The organism is Acinetobacter sp. (assembly GCF_045628685.1).
Taxonomy (GTDB): domain Bacteria; phylum Pseudomonadota; class Gammaproteobacteria; order Pseudomonadales; family Moraxellaceae; genus Acinetobacter.
Genome location: NZ_JAZQPV010000068.1, coordinates 1 through 19975, shown reverse-complemented (window position 1 = coordinate 19975; position 19975 = coordinate 1). Strand labels below are relative to the sequence as shown.

At 40.2% G+C, this 19975-nt stretch carries 21 protein-coding genes and 1 pseudogene; 19 read left to right on the top strand and 3 right to left on the bottom strand.

Going from position 1 to position 19975, the window contains the following annotated elements:
- Positions 1-107: IS3 family transposase (locus tag ACKI4H_RS09790; protein WP_407305362.1), on the top strand; the 107-nt coding region annotated here is incomplete at its 5' end.
- A 72-nt stretch (positions 108-179) separates the two neighbouring features.
- Here ACKI4H_RS09790 and ACKI4H_RS09785 read toward each other — a convergent pair.
- The gene (locus ACKI4H_RS09785; RefSeq protein WP_407305360.1) at positions 180-905 is read right to left on the bottom strand and encodes a YgfZ/GcvT domain-containing protein; all 726 of its coding nucleotides are present in this window, start codon (positions 903-905) and stop codon (positions 180-182) included.
- 1146 nt (positions 906-2051) lie between these two features.
- Between ACKI4H_RS09785 and acnD the strand changes: the two genes are divergently transcribed.
- From acnD to ACKI4H_RS09700, 17 genes are all read left to right on the top strand, one after another.
- On the top strand, positions 2052-4670 hold the full coding sequence (gene acnD / locus ACKI4H_RS09780) for a Fe/S-dependent 2-methylisocitrate dehydratase AcnD (protein WP_407305359.1): 2619 nt from the start codon (positions 2052-2054) through the stop codon (positions 4668-4670).
- 74 nt (positions 4671-4744) lie between these two features.
- Positions 4745-5644 carry a hypothetical protein gene (locus tag ACKI4H_RS09775; protein WP_407305358.1) on the top strand — a complete coding sequence of 300 codons (900 nt, stop codon included), beginning with the start codon at positions 4745-4747 and terminating at the stop codon, positions 5642-5644.
- A gap of 476 nt (positions 5645-6120) precedes the next feature.
- Positions 6121-6342: a hypothetical protein gene (locus ACKI4H_RS09770; RefSeq protein WP_407305357.1), complete on the top strand. Its 222-nt coding sequence runs from the start codon at positions 6121-6123 to the stop codon at positions 6340-6342.
- A gap of 116 nt (positions 6343-6458) precedes the next feature.
- Positions 6459-7160 carry a DUF1003 domain-containing protein gene (locus ACKI4H_RS09765; RefSeq protein WP_407305356.1) on the top strand — a complete coding sequence of 234 codons (702 nt, stop codon included), beginning with the start codon at positions 6459-6461 and terminating at the stop codon, positions 7158-7160.
- Positions 7161-7861: 701 nt separating this feature from the next.
- Positions 7862-7963 carry a DUF6868 family protein gene (locus ACKI4H_RS09760; RefSeq protein ID WP_407305355.1) on the top strand — a complete coding sequence of 34 codons (102 nt, stop codon included), beginning with the start codon at positions 7862-7864 and terminating at the stop codon, positions 7961-7963.
- 232 nt (positions 7964-8195) lie between these two features.
- The gene (locus ACKI4H_RS09755) at positions 8196-8909 is read left to right on the top strand and encodes an SIMPL domain-containing protein (RefSeq protein WP_407305354.1); all 714 of its coding nucleotides are present in this window, start codon (positions 8196-8198) and stop codon (positions 8907-8909) included.
- A gap of 183 nt (positions 8910-9092) precedes the next feature.
- Positions 9093-9545, top strand: coding sequence for a hypothetical protein (locus tag ACKI4H_RS09750; protein ID WP_407305353.1), 453 nt, complete (start codon positions 9093-9095; stop codon positions 9543-9545).
- An 87-nt stretch (positions 9546-9632) separates the two neighbouring features.
- A complete protein-coding gene (locus tag ACKI4H_RS09745; protein WP_407305352.1) occupies positions 9633-10298 on the top strand; it encodes a pseudouridine synthase in 666 nt (221 codons plus the stop codon).
- Positions 10299-10570: 272 nt separating this feature from the next.
- Complete coding sequence (locus ACKI4H_RS09740; RefSeq protein ID WP_407305351.1) at positions 10571-10876, top strand: hypothetical protein; 306 nt, start codon at positions 10571-10573, stop codon at positions 10874-10876.
- A gap of 164 nt (positions 10877-11040) precedes the next feature.
- Positions 11041-11421, top strand: coding sequence for a ribonuclease E inhibitor RraB (locus ACKI4H_RS09735; RefSeq protein ID WP_407305350.1), 381 nt, complete (start codon positions 11041-11043; stop codon positions 11419-11421).
- 246 nt (positions 11422-11667) lie between these two features.
- On the top strand, positions 11668-14106 hold the full coding sequence (locus ACKI4H_RS09730) for an AI-2E family transporter (protein ID WP_407305361.1): 2439 nt from the start codon (positions 11668-11670) through the stop codon (positions 14104-14106).
- A 259-nt stretch (positions 14107-14365) separates the two neighbouring features.
- Positions 14366-15463 carry a catalase family protein gene (locus ACKI4H_RS09725; RefSeq protein ID WP_407305349.1) on the top strand — a complete coding sequence of 366 codons (1098 nt, stop codon included), beginning with the start codon at positions 14366-14368 and terminating at the stop codon, positions 15461-15463.
- A gap of 209 nt (positions 15464-15672) precedes the next feature.
- Positions 15673-16119, top strand: a complete 447-nt coding sequence (locus ACKI4H_RS09720) for an SRPBCC family protein (protein ID WP_407305348.1) — start codon at positions 15673-15675, stop codon at positions 16117-16119.
- Positions 16120-16123: 4 nt separating this feature from the next.
- Positions 16124-16327, top strand: a complete 204-nt coding sequence (locus ACKI4H_RS09715; RefSeq protein WP_407305347.1) for a hypothetical protein — start codon at positions 16124-16126, stop codon at positions 16325-16327.
- A 224-nt stretch (positions 16328-16551) separates the two neighbouring features.
- Positions 16552-16893 (top strand): zinc ribbon domain-containing protein YjdM, encoded by a 342-nt coding sequence (locus ACKI4H_RS09710; RefSeq protein ID WP_407305346.1) that lies wholly within the window; start codon positions 16552-16554, stop codon positions 16891-16893.
- 273 nt (positions 16894-17166) lie between these two features.
- Positions 17167-17526, top strand: coding sequence for a 5-carboxymethyl-2-hydroxymuconate Delta-isomerase (locus tag ACKI4H_RS09705; RefSeq protein ID WP_407305345.1), 360 nt, complete (start codon positions 17167-17169; stop codon positions 17524-17526).
- A 248-nt stretch (positions 17527-17774) separates the two neighbouring features.
- Entirely contained in the window at positions 17775-18110 is a 336-nt protein-coding gene (locus ACKI4H_RS09700) for a YegP family protein (RefSeq protein WP_407305344.1), read from the top strand.
- Positions 18111-18263: 153 nt separating this feature from the next.
- Here ACKI4H_RS09700 and ACKI4H_RS09695 read toward each other — a convergent pair whose 3' ends face one another.
- On the bottom strand, positions 18264-19031 hold the full coding sequence (locus ACKI4H_RS09695; RefSeq protein WP_407305343.1) for a hydroxymethylpyrimidine/phosphomethylpyrimidine kinase: 768 nt from the start codon (positions 19029-19031) through the stop codon (positions 18264-18266).
- A gap of 101 nt (positions 19032-19132) precedes the next feature.
- Here ACKI4H_RS09695 and ACKI4H_RS09690 point away from each other — a divergent pair, with 101 nt between their 5' ends.
- Entirely contained in the window at positions 19133-19780 is a 648-nt protein-coding gene (locus ACKI4H_RS09690) for an HAD-IA family hydrolase (RefSeq protein WP_407305342.1), read from the top strand.
- Positions 19781-19853: 73 nt separating this feature from the next.
- Here the strand turns inward: ACKI4H_RS09690 and ACKI4H_RS09685 are convergent.
- Positions 19854-19975: pseudogene (locus ACKI4H_RS09685) on the bottom strand (IS4 family transposase); the annotation flags it as partial.

Here is a 19975-nt window from a genome sequence, read left to right as displayed (position 1 = left end):
AAACCGTGAAAGAATATATTCACTATTACAACCATGAACGAATCAAGGTTAAATTAAAAGGACTGAGTCCTGTAGAGTACAGGAAACAGTCCTTAAAAGCTGCTTAATCAAACCGTCCAACTTTCGGGGGTCAGATCAATTTTGGAGGCTTTTTATCATGGTATCTTTAAACTTGGATATTATTGCGGACGTGCTACATCACCATTTAAAGCTTCAGGCAATTCTAAAACGTGTAATCCAAGCTCAGCAATCGCTGCAGGTTTTGCAACCACCAGTGCTTTATAACCACCCTCAATCGCAATGCTATTTACCACTTCAACATCATTGCTCAATTTGCTTGCAGCAGCCGGAGTTTCGCCTATACCTTGAACCAGGTGCAACCAGTGTTTCGGTTTGGCCTTAAACCAGAGACGCGCAATAATTTCCTGACCCAAATAACAGCCTTTGTCGTAATGCACGCCTTCACGCTGATGCAAGCGAAGCTCTTGTGGCTGGAATTCTTGTGACGTGCTCGCATCAATCCAGGCTTGACCTGCTTCGATCGCTTGAAGTTGCCACGCTGTGATATCGGTTTCAGTTGTAGAAAATTCGGTAGTATCTCCATTTAAAATAGGGAAAACCGGACCGACTTGTTCCAGTTTCATTTTTGAAAATGCACCAAACTTTTTAATGTGTTTGGAGAACTCTTCTGCCTGGTCTTGGGTCGTCACAATTTCAAAACTTTCTGGATTGATTTTTCTGAGCCATAAACCAAACTGAATCCGGCCTTTTAAACTACAGATTGCTGTATAGCGAGTCAGGTTTTCTGCTAAGGCTTCGGTATTTAAAGTCACTTGGCCTTGAAGGAATTTTTGCGCATCTACACCATTTAAAGTGAATAATGTAAAAGCAGTAGACGTTGTCATGCTTGGCCTCAGTTTCAATACAACAAATCAATCAAGCTATTGTGCAGCAAGCACCAAACAGAGGCAAATAAAAAAGCCAGCAATATAAGTTGCTGACTTTTGTTAAGCAGAATAAAGCAGAGATGTATCAGTGATGAGAAGCAGCTAAAGATGAATCACAACGATATTGGTCTCCACAGATCCACACCGGTTCACTCATTTCCATCATTTCCTGATCCAGAATATGACAGTGCCGGACAAAATCGCTTTCAAATTTTTGGTCCTAGCTTCTGGCAATGATGCGATAACCCTGTTTCCCCAAGATCGTATCTTTGAAACACTTCTTTTAAACCACGGTACGGCATATCATCGTAAATGGGCATGATACCAATAGGTATCTGCAGGATGATTGGGTTCAATTTTAAATTGATCATCAAGTTTTTCTTTGGATGCAAATATCAGGAAAACATTCTCGCTGTTGCCCCTTGGGGGACTGACCCATGAGCCATGGGTTAGATGGATGTGATGGGTTGGACAGATGAAGTATTATTCTGTCTTTCCAGCTCTACGCGAATAGGGCTACTACAGCAGCAATAATTCCAATAATCGCTAGTTTCAATATTTTATCTCACCTTTATCTTTTTTTTATACATGGAAGATTTTTGAAGAGTAGAGTTTTTAATCGTTTAGTATTTATTAACTATGTTGAGAGCTGGTTCACTAAGAAGAGGATAGTTAACAGGTGGTTTAAGTGAAAAATGTGCTTTAAAGGAGATTTACAAGATGGGAATAAAATAATTTTATTCAAATGATCTCATATTTATAAAAACATGTTTAGAAATACTAAACTATACCGGTAAAAGAGAAAATTTTAGGTAACATAATAAAGGCACCGATTCAGGTTGTTTTTTATCCTAAAAAACGGATCTAATACTAAAGAATGAGCTTGATTCCCCGCTGTTTTTCACAAAAAAGCATATTTAGAGCAAATATTCCAAGGTTTATGTAACGGAATATTGCAAAAAGTGGATTTTTAAAGATTAAGTTTATGAAATATATAAGATTTGGGAAATGGCTTTTTCACAGCGTACAATGCCATCAAAGCAATTGTGACTCGTTAACAACAATTACGTAGTAAAGAAAAATGATTCAAGAGGCAGGTAAGCTATGAACAACAACTACCGTAAACCACTGCAAGGCACCCAGCTCGAATATTTTGACGTGCGCCAAGCCGTAGAAGATATTCAACCAGGCGCATATGCCAAACTTCCTTATACATCCAAAGTACTTGCAGAACAGTTGGTACGCCGTTGTGATCCAGCCATTTTAGAGCAGTCATTAAAACAACTGATTGAACGCAAGCAAGATCATGATTTCCCCTGGTATCCGGCACGTGTAGTGTGTCATGACATTTTGGGTCAGACCGCACTTGTCGACTTGGCAGGCTTGCGTGATGCGATTGCAGAACAGGGTGGTGATCCGTCTAAAGTCAATCCGGTGGTGCCAACCCAGCTCATCGTTGACCATTCACTGGCAGTGGAGTATGGCGGTTCCGATCCAGATGCCTTTGAGAAAAACCGTGCCATTGAAGACCGTCGTAATGAAGACCGGTTCCATTTTATTGAATGGACCAAAACTGCCTTTGAAAATGTCGATGTGATTCCTGCGGGCAACGGCATCATGCACCAGATTAACCTGGAGAAAATGTCTCCGGTAATTCAAAACCGCGATGGCGTTGCTTTCCCGGATACTTGTGTTGGTACAGATTCGCATACGCCACATACCGATGCTCTGGGCGTAATCTCGATTGGTGTTGGTGGCCTAGAAGCTGAAAACGTGATGTTGGGGCGTGCATCGTGGATGCGTTTACCGGACATTATTGGTGTAGAGCTGGTCGGTCAACGTCAGCCGGGTATTACCGCGACCGATATCGTTTTGGCATTAACCGAATTCCTGCGTAAAGAGCGTGTGGTTGGCGCATATTTAGAATTCTTCAGTGAAGGTGCTGACAGCATGTCAGTCGGTGATCGTGCCACGATTTCCAACATGACCCCGGAATATGGCGCAACTGCAGCCATGTTCTATATCGATCAAAACACCATTGATTATTTAACTTTAACCGGTCGTGAGCCAGAGCAAGTCAAACTGGTTGAAACCTATGCCAAAGAAATTGGGCTTTGGGCATCGGATATGACTCAGGCAGAATATCCACGTGTACTGCGTTTCGACTTGTCGACTGTGACACGTAATATTGCAGGTCCGTCGAATCCACATGCGCGTGTATCAACAAGCGACTTAACAGCCAAAGGCATTGCAGGCAATCTAGATGCTGCACGTGCGCAAGAAGCTGAAGGCTTAATGCCAGATGGTGCGGTAATCATTGCTGCAATCACATCTTGTACCAATACCTCAAACCCGCGTAATACCGTTGCAGCCGGTTTGCTTGCACGTAAAGCAAACGAGTTGGGTTTAACCCGTAAGCCTTGGGTGAAATCATCTTTTGCACCGGGTTCTAAAACTGCAGCACTTTACCTTGAAGAAGCAGGGGTATTGCAGGATCTGGAGAAACTTGGCTTTGGAATCGTGGGCTATGCCTGCACCACCTGTAACGGCATGTCTGGCGCATTAGATCCAAAAATCCAGCAAGAAATTATTGACCGTGACTTGTACACGACTGCGGTACTTTCAGGTAACCGTAACTTCGATGGTCGTATCCATCCATATGCCAAACAGGCATTCTTGGCATCACCTCCGCTCGTTGTTGCATATGCAATTGCCGGTACAATTCGTTTTGACATCGAAAAAGATTCACTTGGCAACGATAAAGACGGTAATCCGGTTTACTTAAAAGACATCTGGCCATCGGATACTGAAATTGATGCACTGGTCAAAGAGTCAGTAAAGCCGGAACAGTTTAAGAAAGTTTATATCCCGATGTTCGATTTGGGTGTGCATAACAAAGCAGCTAGTCCACTATATGACTGGCGTCCGCAAAGTACTTATATTCGCCGTCCGCCATACTGGGAAGGGGCGTTGGCTGCACCGCGTACACTTGCAAATATGCGTCCGCTGGCGATCTTGGGTGACAACATTACCACCGACCATTTATCGCCTTCCAATGCCATTACCCCCGATTCGGCAGCAGGGGAATATCTGGCAAAAATGGGCGTGCCTGAGGAAGATTTCAACTCATATGCAACCCATCGCGGTGACCATCTCACCACGCAGCGCGCAACATTGGCTAACCCGAAACTGTTTAACGAAATGGTGGTACGCGCTGACGGCACCGTCAAGCAGGGTTCGAAAGCACGTGTAGAGCCTGAAGGCGAAGTGATGCGCATGTGGGAAGCGATTGAAACCTACATGAACCGCAAGCAGCCGTTAATCATTATTGCAGGTAAGGATTATGGTCAGGGTTCAAGCCGTGACTGGGCTGCCAAAGGTGTACGGCTTGCCGGTGTGGAAGCGATTGTTGCGGAAGGTTTTGAGCGTATTCACCGTACTAACCTAGTGGGTATGGGCGTATTGCCGCTTGAGTTTAAGCCGGGTACAGACCGTAAGACTTTAAAATTAGATGGTACTGAGCTGTATAGCGTGATTGGGAATATCGCGCCACGTTCGACTTTAATTTTAGTGATTGAACGTGCTACAGATGATGGTAAGGATCAGATTGTTGAAGTGCCAGTCACCTGTCGTCTGGATACGGAAGAAGAAGTTTCTGTGTATGAAGCGGGTGGGGTCTTACAGCGCTTTGCACAGGATTTTTTAGAAGGTTCTGTTGCTTAAGAATTTAAGTTAAAGTTGTTGATATTGTTTGAAAAAGACCCTACTGTTAAGTGGGGTTTTTTATTGAGAAAATAATGTCTTTGCTAAGAGAGATTCAAAATGATGCCACTAATTCTAGTGTCAAAGTTTCTGATTTATTAAGAAAATGTAAAATTTTAGCAGCACGTTTAGGAAATGATGATTTTAAAATATGGGTTGATTCAGAACTTAATGGATATGAGTCATCGGATGGTATTCCTTTTTATAGAGTTTACAATAATGTTTCATCAAAAGGACATTTTTCAGGAATATTCGGATCGGGACTAAGAAATGCTGACATTCCTTCAAATTGTTTTCCTAAAGAGTTTCGAAAGGATTTAACTACCGTTTCATTAGTAGCTCCAATAGCTGAAATTGAATCATTAGTGCAAAAATCTACAAAAGGTAAACTTTTACAACAGCCTTGGGATTCAAATTTTGTAGCAATGTTTAGTAATAAAATCTATGAAAATACGGTATGTGTACAAGCTTGGAAAGTTATACCTTCTACAAAATTAGAGGGAATGATTGATATTGTAAAAACTAAAATTTTAAATTTTGTATTAGAAATAGAAGCAATTAATCCCAACGCTGGAGATGCAGCGCTGAATTCGAATCCTATTCCTCAAGAAAAAGTAAGTCAGATTTTTAATTTTAATATATCAGGTAATGTTCAAAATTTAGCATCTGGTAATAATCAAAGTTCAATTCATCAGGAAAGCAATAATTCTCAAATTCCTGAAGCATTTATTAATCTTCTAAATGATTTAAAAAGCTCTGAAATTGAAGAAGGTTTAGTATTAGAAGTAGAGAGCAGAATTGAAAAATTAGGTGTTTCAGTCGGAACAGCTGAATATAAGTCATTATATGGTGAACTTATGAGCTTTGTTTCAAATCACGTTACTGTGTTAGGTTTTCTTGCCCCATATCTTCCAATGTTATCAAGCTACTTATGATAGAAATCTAAGTAGATATGATTAGCTAAAATTTATATTGGAAAATAAGTAAAGGAAATACAACTTCGCCCAAACGCCACTATCAATTGGCGAAATGGACAATAGACATTCATCATAAGAGGGATATACTGGTTCTACCATTTCTAAAACCCATGGAGAACAAAAATGGTTACTGCTGGCTCTAAACCCGGAACAGGCTTCTATTTTTGTGTTCAGTGCGGAAAACGCACTTACTTAGAAATTGGTACAGATCGTTTACCCCCGTGTACCAAATGCCTTGGCAATATATTTAACAACAAAATTGCCTAAGCAGCACATATCAAACAGTTACCCTCTGTTTTGAATAAAAGCCCTATTACTCTATAGGGCTTTTTTATTACTTGAACATTGCCAGTTTACACTGGGTATTTGTTTGAAAATTGATCAAATTATCCCCATATAAAAACAAGCAATTCATGGTTTTCAGGACTGCTCACTTGGAACATTATCTTGACCTTAATCACGACTCCGGTATTGCCAATTATGAAATTGGCAATGAGTTTATTCGGGTTCAATTCAAGAAAAAATCCAAAATTTATACTTATAGTTATGCCAGTGCCGGCTATCAACATGTCGAGAACATGAAACAACTGGCCCAGTATGGCGATGGCTTAAATGCCTATATCAATAAAAATGTGTATCACCTTTATGTGAAATAGATAATACGCTATGTATGAGTAGTGATATTGAGATGCCATAAAAAACAGTAAAAGTGTTATAGCATTAAGATCTATTAACGCATAATTTTAAGATGAATAAAAAGAGGGTCTGCGGCATGAACGTAAAAGTAGAAGCTCAACGCTGTATGGCCTGCGGGAAAAATTTCCCGATAAAAAATCTAATCCCGATGGGTACTATACGTAAAGTCATTACCGAAGAAATTTCGCATGATTTTCCAGAATGGTCACCTGACGACTTTATTTGTCAAACTGACTTGGCGAAGTATCGAATTCAGTACGTTCATTCATTATTAAAATCTGAACGCGGTGAAGTGACGGATCTTGAATATGAAGTGATTAACAGTATGCAACAGCATGAACTGATCACAAAAAATATTGAAACAAAGTTAGATCAGCACTGGACTTTGGGGGAGAAACTGGCCGATAAAATTGCAAGTTTCGGCGGGAGCTGGACATTTTTGATTTGCTTTGCCATTTTTTTGGCATTATGGATTATCGTAAATACAGTTGTGGTGGTCGTTCATCCGGCAGATCCTTATCCTTTCATTTTATTAAATTTAATTCTGTCCTGTTTAGCTGCCATTCAAGCGCCCGTCATTATGATGAGTCAAAACCGCCAGGAAGCGAAAGACCGGTTACGTTCGCAAAATGATTATCAGATCAACTTAAAAGCTGAACTGGAAATTCGACACCTACATGAAAAGCTCGATCACCTGTTAATGCATCAGTGGGATAGGCTAGCTCAAATACAGGAAATACAACTGGATTTATTATCGGAAATGAGTAAAAAACATTAAAACAAGAGTGGTGATTGATACTCCTGACATAATTTAATGCAGCGCATGGATTTTTAAACTTGATGAAACCCAAGCATGATAGGCGGTTTTAAGAAACTAAACCGGAAGTGTTATAGGGGTATAAAATTCTTTAAAATTGACTTATTTTGCAATAAAAAATCGCTATTTTATTCCATAAGGTAAAAAATACCTTAAATATATTATTTAAAGAAAATTTTTTCCATAAATAATAAAAAATCGTAAATCTTAGGAAATTAATCCCGAGCATCTTTGGCTACTATGTATTTCAAGGGTGTGACAGGGATCGAAAAGAGTAGATTGCTACCAGTTGCGTATAACGTGAGTGTAGTACTTACCCAAAAGGTCTCGATTCGGCTTAGGACGCTATAGATCACGAGTTTATAGGCATAAGGTTATCGCTTACAAAGCTATAATTGTTGAAGTTAAACATTATGTTTTCCCTAACACCCTCAAAAATTCTCTACCGAATAAAAAAGTAACAAAATATAAAAATGAATTAAAAATCATAGTTTAAAAATATAATTTAAAATACAAAATGTAGATACAAATCAGCAACTCGTTTCAGTATATCAAATCTGTTATTTTAGCAATCACAAGCTGGCGCACAGAGAATCTATATGAATCTTGATTTTTGGTGCCGTTTTTTACTGTCCTCAGTAAGCATCAATTACTTCATATGAATGATCTGGTTTTTGGCCTTTATTTTTATCCATAACTGGATTAAAAAACTGCATGGGAAATGGTTCAATCTGTCAGATGCAACTTTCGATACAATTCATTAGGGCGGAAGGACGATTTATCAAATTGGTATTTTACCGTTTAATTTAGTCTCTTTAATTGCTTTATATTTTATGGATAAAAGTTAAAATTTATTGAAGCATTTTAAAATTTTAACGACCAGGAAAATGTGGGGCTATCACAATAATTTAATTCATATTTTTATGCTGTTGTATTACTTAAAAAACTGCAAAATTTAAATAGAATAATGTCTATATTAAAAAGGAGCTTAATCCGATGAATCAGTTCAAACCCGCACTTATCTTAGGTGTTTTTATTTGCTTGGGAATGATTATTGCAGCAGGGGTATTAGGCAACAGTGCACTGAAAATTAAGCAATATGAGCGTACTGTTTCGGTCAAGGGCTTGTCCGAACGAGAAGTCAAAGCCAACGTGGCAGTGTGGCCGATTCGCTTTAGCTCTGCCAGCCAAGATCTGGCTCAGTTATACGACACCATGGAAATAAATACCCAGCAAGTTCAGGCTTTCTTAAAAAGTGAAGGTTTTACTGCCGAGGAAATCACCTCCGCTGCGCCAAATATAACCGATAAATATGCCCAGCAATATGGTGGTAATGAAAATGTCGCGCTCCGCTATACCGCAAATCAAACCATAACTGTATATACCCACAAAATAGATGCGGTACGCGTTGCACAAAGTCGTTTGGTGGCTTTGGGTAAAAAAGGCATTGCCTTTAGCGGAGATGATTCTGGACAAAAAACCGAATATTTATTTACCAAACTCAATGACATCAAACCTGCCATGATTGAGCAAGCCACCGAAAATGCACGTAGTGTTGCTGAAAAATTTGCCGCTGATTCTAAAAGTAGTTTGGGAAAAATTAAATCGGCAAATCAGGGGCTGTTTAGTATAGAAGACCGGGACAGTAATACCCCGTATTTGAAAAAAGTACGCGTGGTTTCAACGGTCGATTATTATCTTGCGGATTAATGTAATGAAGAATGTGAGTTAGAGTGTTGAAGATAAGTTTAGATAAATATTCAATATTGATGCTTTTTATCCACTAAAAAAGTTTATTTCATCCTTTAAAATTTGAAAATAAAAAACATCCTTAAATCTTGGGTGTTTAACTGCTAAAATATTTGGTAAGTCATTGCATTGTAATAAAATTATATGAGTTATTTAGATATGCTTATTCAGCAGTGCCACATTGCAAAAACCGCTCTACCTGTTCAGGAATATATATTTTCAACATTGGATGATTTACCCAAAATCTCTAAAGCAATTTATATTATTGAACAAGTAGAGGATGACATTAACCAGACATTTAATCATTTTCGTGCTTTTAAGCAACGGGGAACCCATGCCTGTGCAAAATTAAATGCACCTTGCAAAATCATGTATGTGGGTTCATCTACATCAGGAATTAAAAGTCGGCTGAAACAACATTTGGGACTAGGTCACAAAGCAACTTATGCATTGCATTTAAATCAATGGTTTCAAGGTCAGTTTAAAATTACCATTAAGCAATATGAGGTAGAAAATCAGGTGCTGCAGTTGATTGAAGATGATCTTTCAGATCAGCTTAAACCTGCATTTGGAAAATTAGGTGCAAACAATAAATAATCCAATCTCATTCCTGTGTTGAGGATGCATTGACAGCATTATCTCGCTTTGTTATTTTTCGCCCATTCTCCCAAACGCTGTATGGACATGCCTATCGACAACAACTTTGTTTATATGCCGCCACAAGAACCACTTGTTATCGTCTATGAAGACGATGATCTGGTGGTAATCGAAAAGCCGGCAGGGTTGTTATCCGTACCGGGACGTTTGCCTGAGCATCAAGACAGTGCCTATTTGCGTGTCTTGGAAAAATATCCGCAGGCCAAAATCACCCATCGTTTAGATATGGCAACTTCGGGTATCCTCATGTTTGCCAAATACCGGGAGGCAGAAGTTGCGGTCAGTAAAATGTTTCAGGCGCGTACGGTAAAGAAAAACTATATCGCTTTGGTACAAGGCAAGCTTGCCGGGGAGGGAAATGTCGAGGTTCCTCTCATTACTGATTGGGAGAACCGTCCGCGTCAAATGGTGCATTTTGAATGGGGCAAGGCTGCCAAAACGTTATATCAGACTGTGGATTATTCGGAAACTGAAGATATTAGCCGTGTATTGCTCACCCCTGTTACCGGACGTTCGCATCAGCTTCGGGTACATATGCAATATATCGGGCATCCGATTACGGGCGATAAGCTGTATCACCCCGAACCCTATCAAAGTCCATTAAAACGCATGGCTTTACATGCAAGTTATTTGGCATTTAAACAACCATTAACAGGGGTAAATGTTGAAATTAAAGGCGATGTCCCTTTCTGATGAGGAAGCAAACCATAATCTAGAATAGCCGGAATTGTAGGGCGGGTCTAGGCATATTGGTTGTAGTCACCAGTGTCGATACGAGTTGTAACTACTGATAGTGAATAAGAAAATTTTAAATATTTTTAAATCATTCATCATTTTAAAAGTATAGTTTTTATATCTGTTTCTCACTTTCATGGAATAAAAATAGAAATAATATCTCTGCTTTTTGCGGTTGAAAATTGATCGAAAAATAACTAGTGTAGGGTGGGGTGTGGGAGATTATAACAATGATTTATTTCTCTATCATAACCACGATTACAGCAATAAGTATTTTAGCGGGATTGCTTTATGGTGCAATAAAACGGGGCAAGAACAAACTGGTCAATCTGGATCGCACACGAGCAAATTTGGCTGCCCATGAACAAAAAAATGATGAGCTGCAACATGAATTAAATACTTTTTGTGCAGAGACGGGAACTTTAAGCAATAAGGTCGAAAAACTCAGCCGCTATCAAGCTATTTTGGACATTGAACAATATGTAGCCGAGCGACAAAATCAAGTGGAGAACTTTGTAGAAGTGAGCAAAACTTGAAACAAAGTCACTGCTACTGATGCCAGTGACAGAACATGCCATTTTGCCCGCATGTTAACGATATAAGCAAAACAATGGATCTTTTGAATCGCTAAAATGAAACAAACCTGAGCTAATCTGGGTACAATACCCCAGATTTAAATGATTACGATAAGGAAATGCCCATGACACGTGATTTTGAAAAATTCCCAAATGACGAAAACGGTAACGTACTTTGGCAAATGGCTGAAGATGGCGATGACCTGACTGAAGCCCATGAAATTGAATTTTCTATTGCTTTTCAAACCCAAGAACAAGCCGAAAAATGTGCGCTTTATTTGCTGAAAGAAGAACAAAAAATCAGCCTGTTTGAAGATGAAGAAGCCGATACGCTAGAGTGGATTATCACTATTTATGTGTATATGGAACCTGATTATTCAGACATCGTCGACATTGAAGAATGGTTCACTAAAATTGCTGAACAACATGGCGGTGAATATGATGGTTGGGGTTGCATGGCGTATGTCTATGATGACGAAGACTTGGAAGATGAACTTCAAAGTTAATTCAAGTGATAGAATAATATTCAAAAATAGTGTCTGTTATTCAGGTTAAGCAATAATTGCTTTCATTGAATGAGATACCATAAAACCCTGACAGTGCAAACAGTTAGGGTTTTTTAATGCTTCATATTCGGCGAAAAATAAAAGATAAGCTGCCTGAACTGAAACTAGCCTGAGGGGAATAGAGCGTTTAATTACAGTAACACTCTAGAATTTCTAGCACATAAAATCTTAAATATAAGGACAGGGATAAAGAATAATAAGGATATTAAGGTGAAGAAGGAAAAAACACTAAATTCACAATCTCCATTACCCCCAGTCAGTGATGAAGCTCAGACCAGACATGTTTTACGTGTGATGGCGGGATTCGTGATTGCCGCCCTGATTATTTTAGCCCTGTATTTTGGAAAAGATATTCTGATTCCTCTGGCTCTGTCGGTGCTTTTGGCATTTTTACTTGAGCCTTTAGTCTCACGCTTAAAAAAATGGGGTTTACCACAACTGCCATCAATTGCGCTTGTGGTGCTATTTGCTTTAACTCTTTTAGGCGGTGCTGCAACTTATCTGGGCTATCAACTGGGGAATTTAAGTCAGGAGTTGCCGCAATATCAGGACACCATTAAGCAAAAACTCGATTCAGTAAAAAGTTTTACTTCTGGGCCGAGTGTATGGGACGGCGCCATCACGACCATTGATACGGTAGAAAGTTCGATACAGGACGTGACTCCAGTTGAAAAACCCCAAGGAGTACAACAGGTTCAGGTGGTGGGGCAGGAAGAGAGTACAACTGAAACTGCCATGCAGTGGGGTGCGAGAATCTTTCATCCCTTAGCCACAATAGGCATTGTTTTTCTGTTTGTGGTGCTGATTTTACTCAGTCGAAAAGACTTGCATGACCGCTTGTTGAAATTGCTGGGTGGTAATTTAAATGTCGGTACAGATGCACTGGATGATGCGGCGGATCGACTTGGAACCTATCTGCGGATGCAGCTGTTGGTAAATGTCACTTACGGTATTCCCATGGCAGTGGGCTTATGGCTGATTGGTGTACCTGCTGCCATTATGTGGGGAATTGTCGCGATAGGAATGCGCTTCGTCCCTTATGTTGGTCCAATGATTTCGGCCTTATTTCCCATTACTTTGGCATTCGCAGTCGATCCCGGCTGGAACATGGTGCTGTGGACCATTGGTCTGATTCTGTTACTTGAGCTGATTAGTAACAATGTGATTGAGCCATGGTTGTATGGTGAAAGTACCGGTCTTTCAACTTTGGCGATTATTCTTGCGGCAACATTCTGGACTACGCTATGGGGACCTGCCGGACTGATTCTTTCAACTCCACTCACAGCATGTTTATTGGCGTTATCTCATTATATTCCGGCATTAGGGTTTATCAAAACCCTGATTGGCAGTGAACCGGTACTGACACCTCCACAGCGGTTTTATCAGCGCCTGGTTGCCGATGAGGTAGAGGATGCTCTTGAAGTAGCACAAGATTATATTCAACAAAAATTGCCGAAAAAGCCCAGTGAGGAAGTTATCGTTCGTAAGGTAAATGCCTTTTATGACGAGGTTGCCATTCCCGCCATTCATCTATTTTCACAAGGGCATAGTACTGAAGCAAGTGCTGAGCACCGTTTAAGAATGCATCAAGGCCTAAAATTGTTTAATCATGATTTTCAGCAAAAATATCCGGCTCCAAATACAGCTGATCCGGTGCAAGTGGTGTGCTTGGGAGCGCGTTGGGAAATTGATGTATTGGTATCTTCCATGCTGGCCCATGGTTTAAGCTTAAGAAAAATTGCAGCGCAAAGTCATAATGAAGTACTGATTCAATCAAAAACAGATGTGCTGGAATCTTTGCCAGAAAATACTCAGATACTGTGCATTTCCATGTTTCACCGGCAGCCTGTGGCACAAATTCGTCTGCTGAATCACCGTATCCGTAAACGTCTGCCGAATATTAAAATTATTTTTGCCATCTGGGGCAATGTCAGCGATGAATTACGCGATGAGATTCAAAACCGTTTTCAACCCGAGACTGTGGTATCCAGTGTAAATGAATTGATGTTGAGTGTTGATGCGCTGATGCTGCAACAAGGGGAAAACCCTGCACGTGAATTGCTTGCCGAAAATGAACCGGAACGTTTGGCTGCTTTGCACGAATTGCAGTTGCTTAAACCTGAAACTTTACTGATTTATCAGCAGTATATTGAAGAAGCCTGCCAGGCATTTAACGTAAAATATGCGCAAATTTCTCTGGTGGATGAAGCGTGGGTGAATACTCCAGCCAGTCCGTTAGCAGATGAAAATCAAAATCCAATAGAGGCAGGTATTCCGCGGGAGGAATCCATTTGTACCCATCTGGTTTATCAAAATGAAGCACTGATTATTGAAGATATAGACCGAGATCCGCGTTTTAACCATAACCCGGAGCTAAACAGAAATAAAATCAAGTTTTATGCCGGGGTTCCTTTACGTAATAAGCAGGGCCTGGTATTAGGCAGTTTATGTGTTTTGGATAAGCAGGTGCGGCAGATGAGTGAAGATGATTTGGCGTTATTGAACCAGCTTGCAGACGATTTAATTCAGACGCTGACGAGTGATAAGGCACAAACACAAAAGTTAGAGGAAATCGCCAAGTTGCAACAAGCCAAAGGGGAGGCTCCTCACGATGTTTTAAGCTAAAAGCTCAAAACAAAACTCGCTTCTAAATGCGCTGGATCTCCGAGTAAAGCATAAGGATGAAATTGGGAACATTACTTTTGATTTTTGACTTGCTCTGTTTTTGATGAGGGAAGACTTTTAGCAAGACGTTCTGTGGTATTTACCAAAGACCCTCAAAACGTCAACCAATAAATTAACTTGTAAAACGAACTCCTTGTTAGATTAATACAAAAAATTCAGTGCAGTTGATCCATATTCAAACCATGAAAAGGAAAGGCGTATGAGCGCGAATTATGTGAGCTATCGTCCAGAAGTAGAGCAAAAACAGGAAAATGAAGAGGAGGATATTCAGCATATTGCAGAACAGATGGCACAGACCAACAGCAAGGTTTTTGACCAGCACCGTCATGCGGTTCGTGATGCACATGCAAAATCTCACGGTTTCTTAAAAGGTCTTTTGACCATTCCAGAAAATTTACCCGCTCATTTGGCTCAAGGGATTTTTGCTCATCCGGGCTATTATGACGTGATGGTACGCCTATCGGCTGCGCCGGGTGATCTGCATAGTGATAAAACTCCCGCCCCTCATGGTTTCGCGCTTAAAATTTTAAATGTGCCGGGGCAGCGTTTATTGCCGACCGATCCAAGCGATGGTCATCACCAAGATTTTCTGATGGTCAATATTCCGGTGCTGAGTTTTGGAACCGTGCGTAAATATAAGCAAATGCTACCTTTTATTACCGAGGCAGAGCAGGCGCCTGAACCGGTGATGCGTAGCCTGCGTCAGGTCATGCGAGGAGTAAATTATCTGATGAATCGCGCAGGCTTTCCCGCACCTGCAAGCTTAAAAGGTCTGGCACGTAGCCAGCATCATGTGTTGGGTGAAACCTATCATAGTATGGCCGCACTTCGTTATGGTGACTATATTGCCAAAATCAGTGTCACACCCGAATCTGACTCCGTGAAGAAACTGACCGGCATCCAGATGCAAATTAATAATGATTCCAGTATTCGTGACATCGTTCGGGATTTTTTCAAGAAGAGTACGGCAGATTATGCGATTCGTGCGCAGCTATGTACCGATCTGAGGACTATGCCGGTCGAGGATGCGGCTGTGCTGTGGAAAGAACAAGAATCACCGCATCAGGTCATTGGTCATTTGCACTTTCCCCAGCAGGATACTTTTAGTCCGGCACGTCGGGTTTATTGCGATGACGTGCTGTCTTTTAACCCTTGGCATGGAGTGATAGAACATCAGCCATTGGGTTCCATTATGCGGGTGCGTATGCAGGCATATGAACGCTCATCGTCTTTTAGACATCGCATGAATACCCAGCCGCGCACAGAACCCCATCAGATTGATGACATGCCTGATTAAGCTGTTTAGTTCAGATGCTAGAATTTAATTAAAGCTATCTGCTTGAGTACTGCTGTTTTAATGTAGAAATATTTAGGACTCTGCGGAGCGTCTTTTGGTCGAGAAATACAGTAAAAAATCCGCTCCGAATGTCATACCAAAGCCCGACATAGTCATAGATCAACAGCAGTAGACTAAATAAACCAAACAACAAAAAGGGAGAAAAAGAAATGCCAAGTACTGTCAAACTTCATCGTATATTCACCGCGCCACCAGAACGGGTGTTTAGAGCCTTGATGGATCCTGATGCTTTGGTAAAATGGATGGCACCACATGGGTTTACTGCTAAAGTCCATCATCTGGATGCAAAAGTGGGCGGCACTTATAAAATATCTTTCAGCAATTTTACCACCGGTACCAGCCAGTCTTTTGGTGGAACCTATCATGAAATTATTCCTAATCAATTGTTGCGTTATACAGACCAGTTCGACGACCCAAACTTACCTGGTCAAATTGAAGTCAGGATTCAGCTCAATCCCGTTTCTGTGGGCACGGAAGTACATATCACCCAATCCGGTATTCCCGATGTGATTCCAGCAGAAGCCTGCTATCTGGGATGGCAGGAATCGTTGCAATTGCTCACATTATTGGTCAATGCTGAGATTCCAGATCAATAACGAGATGACCCATGCAAATTTAATCAAGCATGCCTATGCTCAAGTTTTAGCATCAGATGGTAAACGATTTTGGTCGATCGACTTTGGCCCAGAGGTATTAAAAAACAAGATGCTCAATGTAGCTCAAGGCAATCACACCGTCGACTGGACTGCGGAAATGGTACGCGCACAATCTCCAACATTAGGAAGCCTTTCAACAGCACTATAAAGCGGAACTTGTTGAGTAGCAGAAAATTTGAGAGATCACTCAATAGGAAAAGTCACTTTGAGTACTGCAGCCAAGAGCAAAACTTATAACCATATGATTGTACTGAACCAGCTTTTAGAGCAAGGCTTAAATTTATCCTGTCTACTTTTATTCCATGAAATAAATAAGGTTTTAAGCAAGAGATGGACGTATAAAATGCTATAGTAGCTGTTTTGAGGTTTTTTATGTCTTTGCCGAATTGCCCCAAATGTAATTCAGAATACGCATATGAAGATGGCGATTTGCTGATTTGCCCGGAATGTGCTCATGAATGGAAAGAGGGTGAAAGCAGCGCTGAGCAGGTTACGATTATTAAAGACTCAAATGGCAATGTCCTTGCCGATGGCGATACGGTTACTGTAATTAAAGACTTGAAAATTAAGGGCTCTTCATCCGTGATTAAAGTGGGAACCAAAGCGAAAAATATTCGTTTATTACCCGATTCAAGTGATGGTCATGACATTGATTGTAAAGTTGATGGGATTGGTGCAATGAAATTGAAATCTGATTTTGTGAAAAAAGCTTAATTCAGCCAGATTGAAATGTAAAAGCTCTGGCAGAAATGTTGGGGCTTTTTTAATGAGACCGTTTTTATGAGGCAGCCATCAGGTGCTTGAAAATCTATGCTCAGTTAATAAATCCCAAAAAGACGTGCAGGATGAACCCTTTAAAAGGAAATCAAATAGTCTATAAATCTTTGATCTATAAAACAGCATTGCGCATTAAATATTGATAGATTGTCCTTATGGATGAGCAAATGCCATGATATAACAACAGCAATCCCTTAAGAATTCTTTGTTATGCCTCACATCCATCTTGAATATTCAGACAATATTGAACATCTTGAGCCAAAACCTATATTACTAGCCTTAAACCAGGCCATGCTTGATGGTGCATATATTAAGGCTGCCAATGATGTGAAAAGCCGTGCTATTTGCCAGCAAGATTATGTCATTGGTTTAGGGGATGCGTCACAAGGGTATTTACATGCCAAAGTTTCTTTATTGACTGGGCGCAGTGTGGAATTACAACAGGAAATTTCACAAGTATTATTAACCACGCTTGAACAGCATTTACCCCAGCAGAGCCACATCCAGGTACAAATCTGTGTGGAAATTCTCGAAATGCAGAAAGCCACTTACGCTAAGAAAATTGTCTAGACTTAACAATGATCAAGAGATTAAATTTCCCTTTATTCTCTTGATCTTTATTTTTTTTATTGAGTCACTGTAAGCCAAATTTGGTTGGGTGAAATGCACTTTTTAAAAAAGTCTAGAGATTTTGTGATTACAAAATAACCACATTAAGAAACTAAAAACTATTTATATTTTATAAAACAGCATGTTTTGAAAAACAAAAAAAATAATCAAATTCTTATAAATTTTAAAATAATATAGAGGATTTAAAAATGACCGGATGGTATGAAATCAGTCAAGTAGAAGATGGACAATATCGTTTTGTGTTAAAAGCTCGAAATGGGGAAGTCATTTTAACCAGTGAATTATATAAGGCAAAAGCCTCTGTACAGATTGGCATTGAATCGGTTCAGCGAAATAGCAGAGATAATAGTCGTTATGAACGCCTAGAAGCGAAAAATGGTAAGCCTTATTTCAACTTGAAAGCGGTGAATTACCAGATTATTGGTCGCAGTCAATTCTATTCAAGTGAGCAATCACGTGAGAAAGGTATAGAATCCGTCAAAAATAATGGATCAACCACCAAAATTAAAGAACTCATTGCCTAGTGTAATGATGGGCATCATAAGGCATGTATTTATACATGCCTTATTTTTAAATGGCACAATAAAATCCAGATTTTATCGACAAAAAATCGGTATAAAAAACCTGATCTCAAACAGCATAACAGTCGTTTATGATCAGTTGATTAATTCTATTTTTTAGAAACGCTTAGGAATTTTTTGACCATTGGGTACCGGAGTTTCCGCTTTTTTAAGCACACCAAATAACCAGGTTTCGGCATGATTTACCGCTTGTTTTAAATCATCGCCTTGCGCCAAGCGACCGGCAATGAAGCTTGCCAATGAACAGCCTGAACCATGATATTCGCCTTCAAGACGAGGACAGCTGGTTTCGGAAACCATCTCGCCATTTATATATAAAGCATTGCGAATATAGTCCGGCGTATCTTCATGGCCGCCTTTGACCAGCACGGCTTGGGCTCCCATTGCAAAGAGTCTTGCGGTGGCCTGGTCGATATCTTCCACACCTGTTAATGCCCGAAGCTCTACTGTATTTGGTGTCAGCACTGTAGCCAGTGGAATAAGTTCCACAAACGCTTTTACCAGCGTTTTCTGATTGCCCAGTGAACCACCGCTATTGGCAACCAGAACTGGATCAAGTACATATAAATATTCTGGATGTTCACGTAGAAATTCAGCCAGCGCTGCAATATTATCCGTGGTGCCTAACATACCGGATTTAACGCATTTAATCGGTAAATCATCCACCACTGCATGTGCTTGAGCGAGCAGTAATTCTTTCGATGTCGCTTCAAAACCAAAGACTTGTTGTGAATTTTGAATGGTCAGGGCAGTGCAGGCAATTGCCGCATGGGCACCACTTTGGCCAATTGCTTCAATATCTGCCTGCAAGCCAGCGCCACCCGAGGGATCTAAACCAGAAAAGCAAAGTACAGTAGGGCGCACAATGATGTCCTTCTTCACAAAATTTGCGTTAGTATAGGCAATTTTGAGCCAAGTCTCGATAGTATTTGTGAAGTGAAAATTTAAGATGAAAGGGTCAGTCTGTGATTAAAAATATTTTGATTGATTTAGATGGAACATTAACTGATCCAAAAGTGGGAATTACCACCAGCGCACGTTATGGCTTAAATAAAATTGGCCATCCTATTGCAGATGATGTCAATATTGACTGGATTATTGGTCCACCCTTACAGGCTTCGCTGGCAAAAATTTTAAATGTGGCAACAGATGATATTTTGGCTGAACAGGCGTTAATGGGCTACCGCGAACGATTTGCGGTCACCGGCTTATATGAAAACCATGTTTTCCCTGAAGTGTCTGAAACTTTAAAAACATTGCAAGCCCAAGGTTACCATTTGTTTTTGGCCACGGCGAAACCTGAAATTTATGCCAAGCAAATTTTAGAGCACTTTGATTTATTGCAATATTTTGTATATGCCTATGGCAGTGAACTCAACGGAGAGCGCACCAATAAAGCTGATTTAATTGCTTATATCATTGAAAAAGAGCAGTTAAATCCTAATGAATGTTTGATGGTCGGTGATCGTGAACATGACATTTTCGGCGCGCGCCGTAATGGAATTGAAACCATTGCAGTGGAATATGGCTATGGTTCAGATGAAGAGTTAACGGCAGCGAATCCTAAAGCCAGGATCGAGAGTTTTGCAGAGTTATTAGATCATTTAAATTAGCCTAGGCGCTAAATAAAACCTGTTTTCAAATCTATAAAAAAGGATCTAGAGATCCACTACTGTCCCATAATTTTCATAAAGGGAAGCTCATTTGAGCTTCCCTTTGTTTTATGGGTATTTTATCTGGCATGAATAAAGCTTTTAAGGTTTTTCTCTCAAACAGGTTTACTTGGATCATTCTCAGTAACCGTTGAA

Excerpts from the sequence above, each read along its gene's own strand:
- ACKI4H_RS09785 (WP_407305360.1), bottom strand. The coding sequence starts at position 905 with ATGACAACGTCTACTGCTTTTACATTATTCACTTTAAATGGTGTAGAT.
- acnD (WP_407305359.1), top strand. The coding sequence starts at position 2,052 with ATGAACAACAACTACCGTAAACCACTGCAAGGCACCCAGCTCGAATAT.
- ACKI4H_RS09775 (WP_407305358.1), top strand. The coding sequence starts at position 4,745 with ATGTCTTTGCTAAGAGAGATTCAAAATGATGCCACTAATTCTAGTGTC.
- ACKI4H_RS09765 (WP_407305356.1), top strand. The coding sequence starts at position 6,459 with ATGAACGTAAAAGTAGAAGCTCAACGCTGTATGGCCTGCGGGAAAAAT.
- ACKI4H_RS09760 (WP_407305355.1), top strand. The coding sequence starts at position 7,862 with ATGATCTGGTTTTTGGCCTTTATTTTTATCCATAACTGGATTAAAAAA.
- ACKI4H_RS09755 (WP_407305354.1), top strand. The coding sequence starts at position 8,196 with ATGAATCAGTTCAAACCCGCACTTATCTTAGGTGTTTTTATTTGCTTG.
- ACKI4H_RS09750 (WP_407305353.1), top strand. The coding sequence starts at position 9,093 with ATGAGTTATTTAGATATGCTTATTCAGCAGTGCCACATTGCAAAAACC.
- ACKI4H_RS09745 (WP_407305352.1), top strand. The coding sequence starts at position 9,633 with ATGCCTATCGACAACAACTTTGTTTATATGCCGCCACAAGAACCACTT.
- ACKI4H_RS09740 (WP_407305351.1), top strand. The coding sequence starts at position 10,571 with ATGATTTATTTCTCTATCATAACCACGATTACAGCAATAAGTATTTTA.
- ACKI4H_RS09735 (WP_407305350.1), top strand. The coding sequence starts at position 11,041 with ATGACACGTGATTTTGAAAAATTCCCAAATGACGAAAACGGTAACGTA.
- ACKI4H_RS09725 (WP_407305349.1), top strand. The coding sequence starts at position 14,366 with ATGAGCGCGAATTATGTGAGCTATCGTCCAGAAGTAGAGCAAAAACAG.
- ACKI4H_RS09720 (WP_407305348.1), top strand. The coding sequence starts at position 15,673 with ATGCCAAGTACTGTCAAACTTCATCGTATATTCACCGCGCCACCAGAA.
- ACKI4H_RS09715 (WP_407305347.1), top strand. The coding sequence starts at position 16,124 with ATGACCCATGCAAATTTAATCAAGCATGCCTATGCTCAAGTTTTAGCA.
- ACKI4H_RS09710 (WP_407305346.1), top strand. The coding sequence starts at position 16,552 with ATGTCTTTGCCGAATTGCCCCAAATGTAATTCAGAATACGCATATGAA.
- ACKI4H_RS09705 (WP_407305345.1), top strand. The coding sequence starts at position 17,167 with ATGCCTCACATCCATCTTGAATATTCAGACAATATTGAACATCTTGAG.
- ACKI4H_RS09700 (WP_407305344.1), top strand. The coding sequence starts at position 17,775 with ATGACCGGATGGTATGAAATCAGTCAAGTAGAAGATGGACAATATCGT.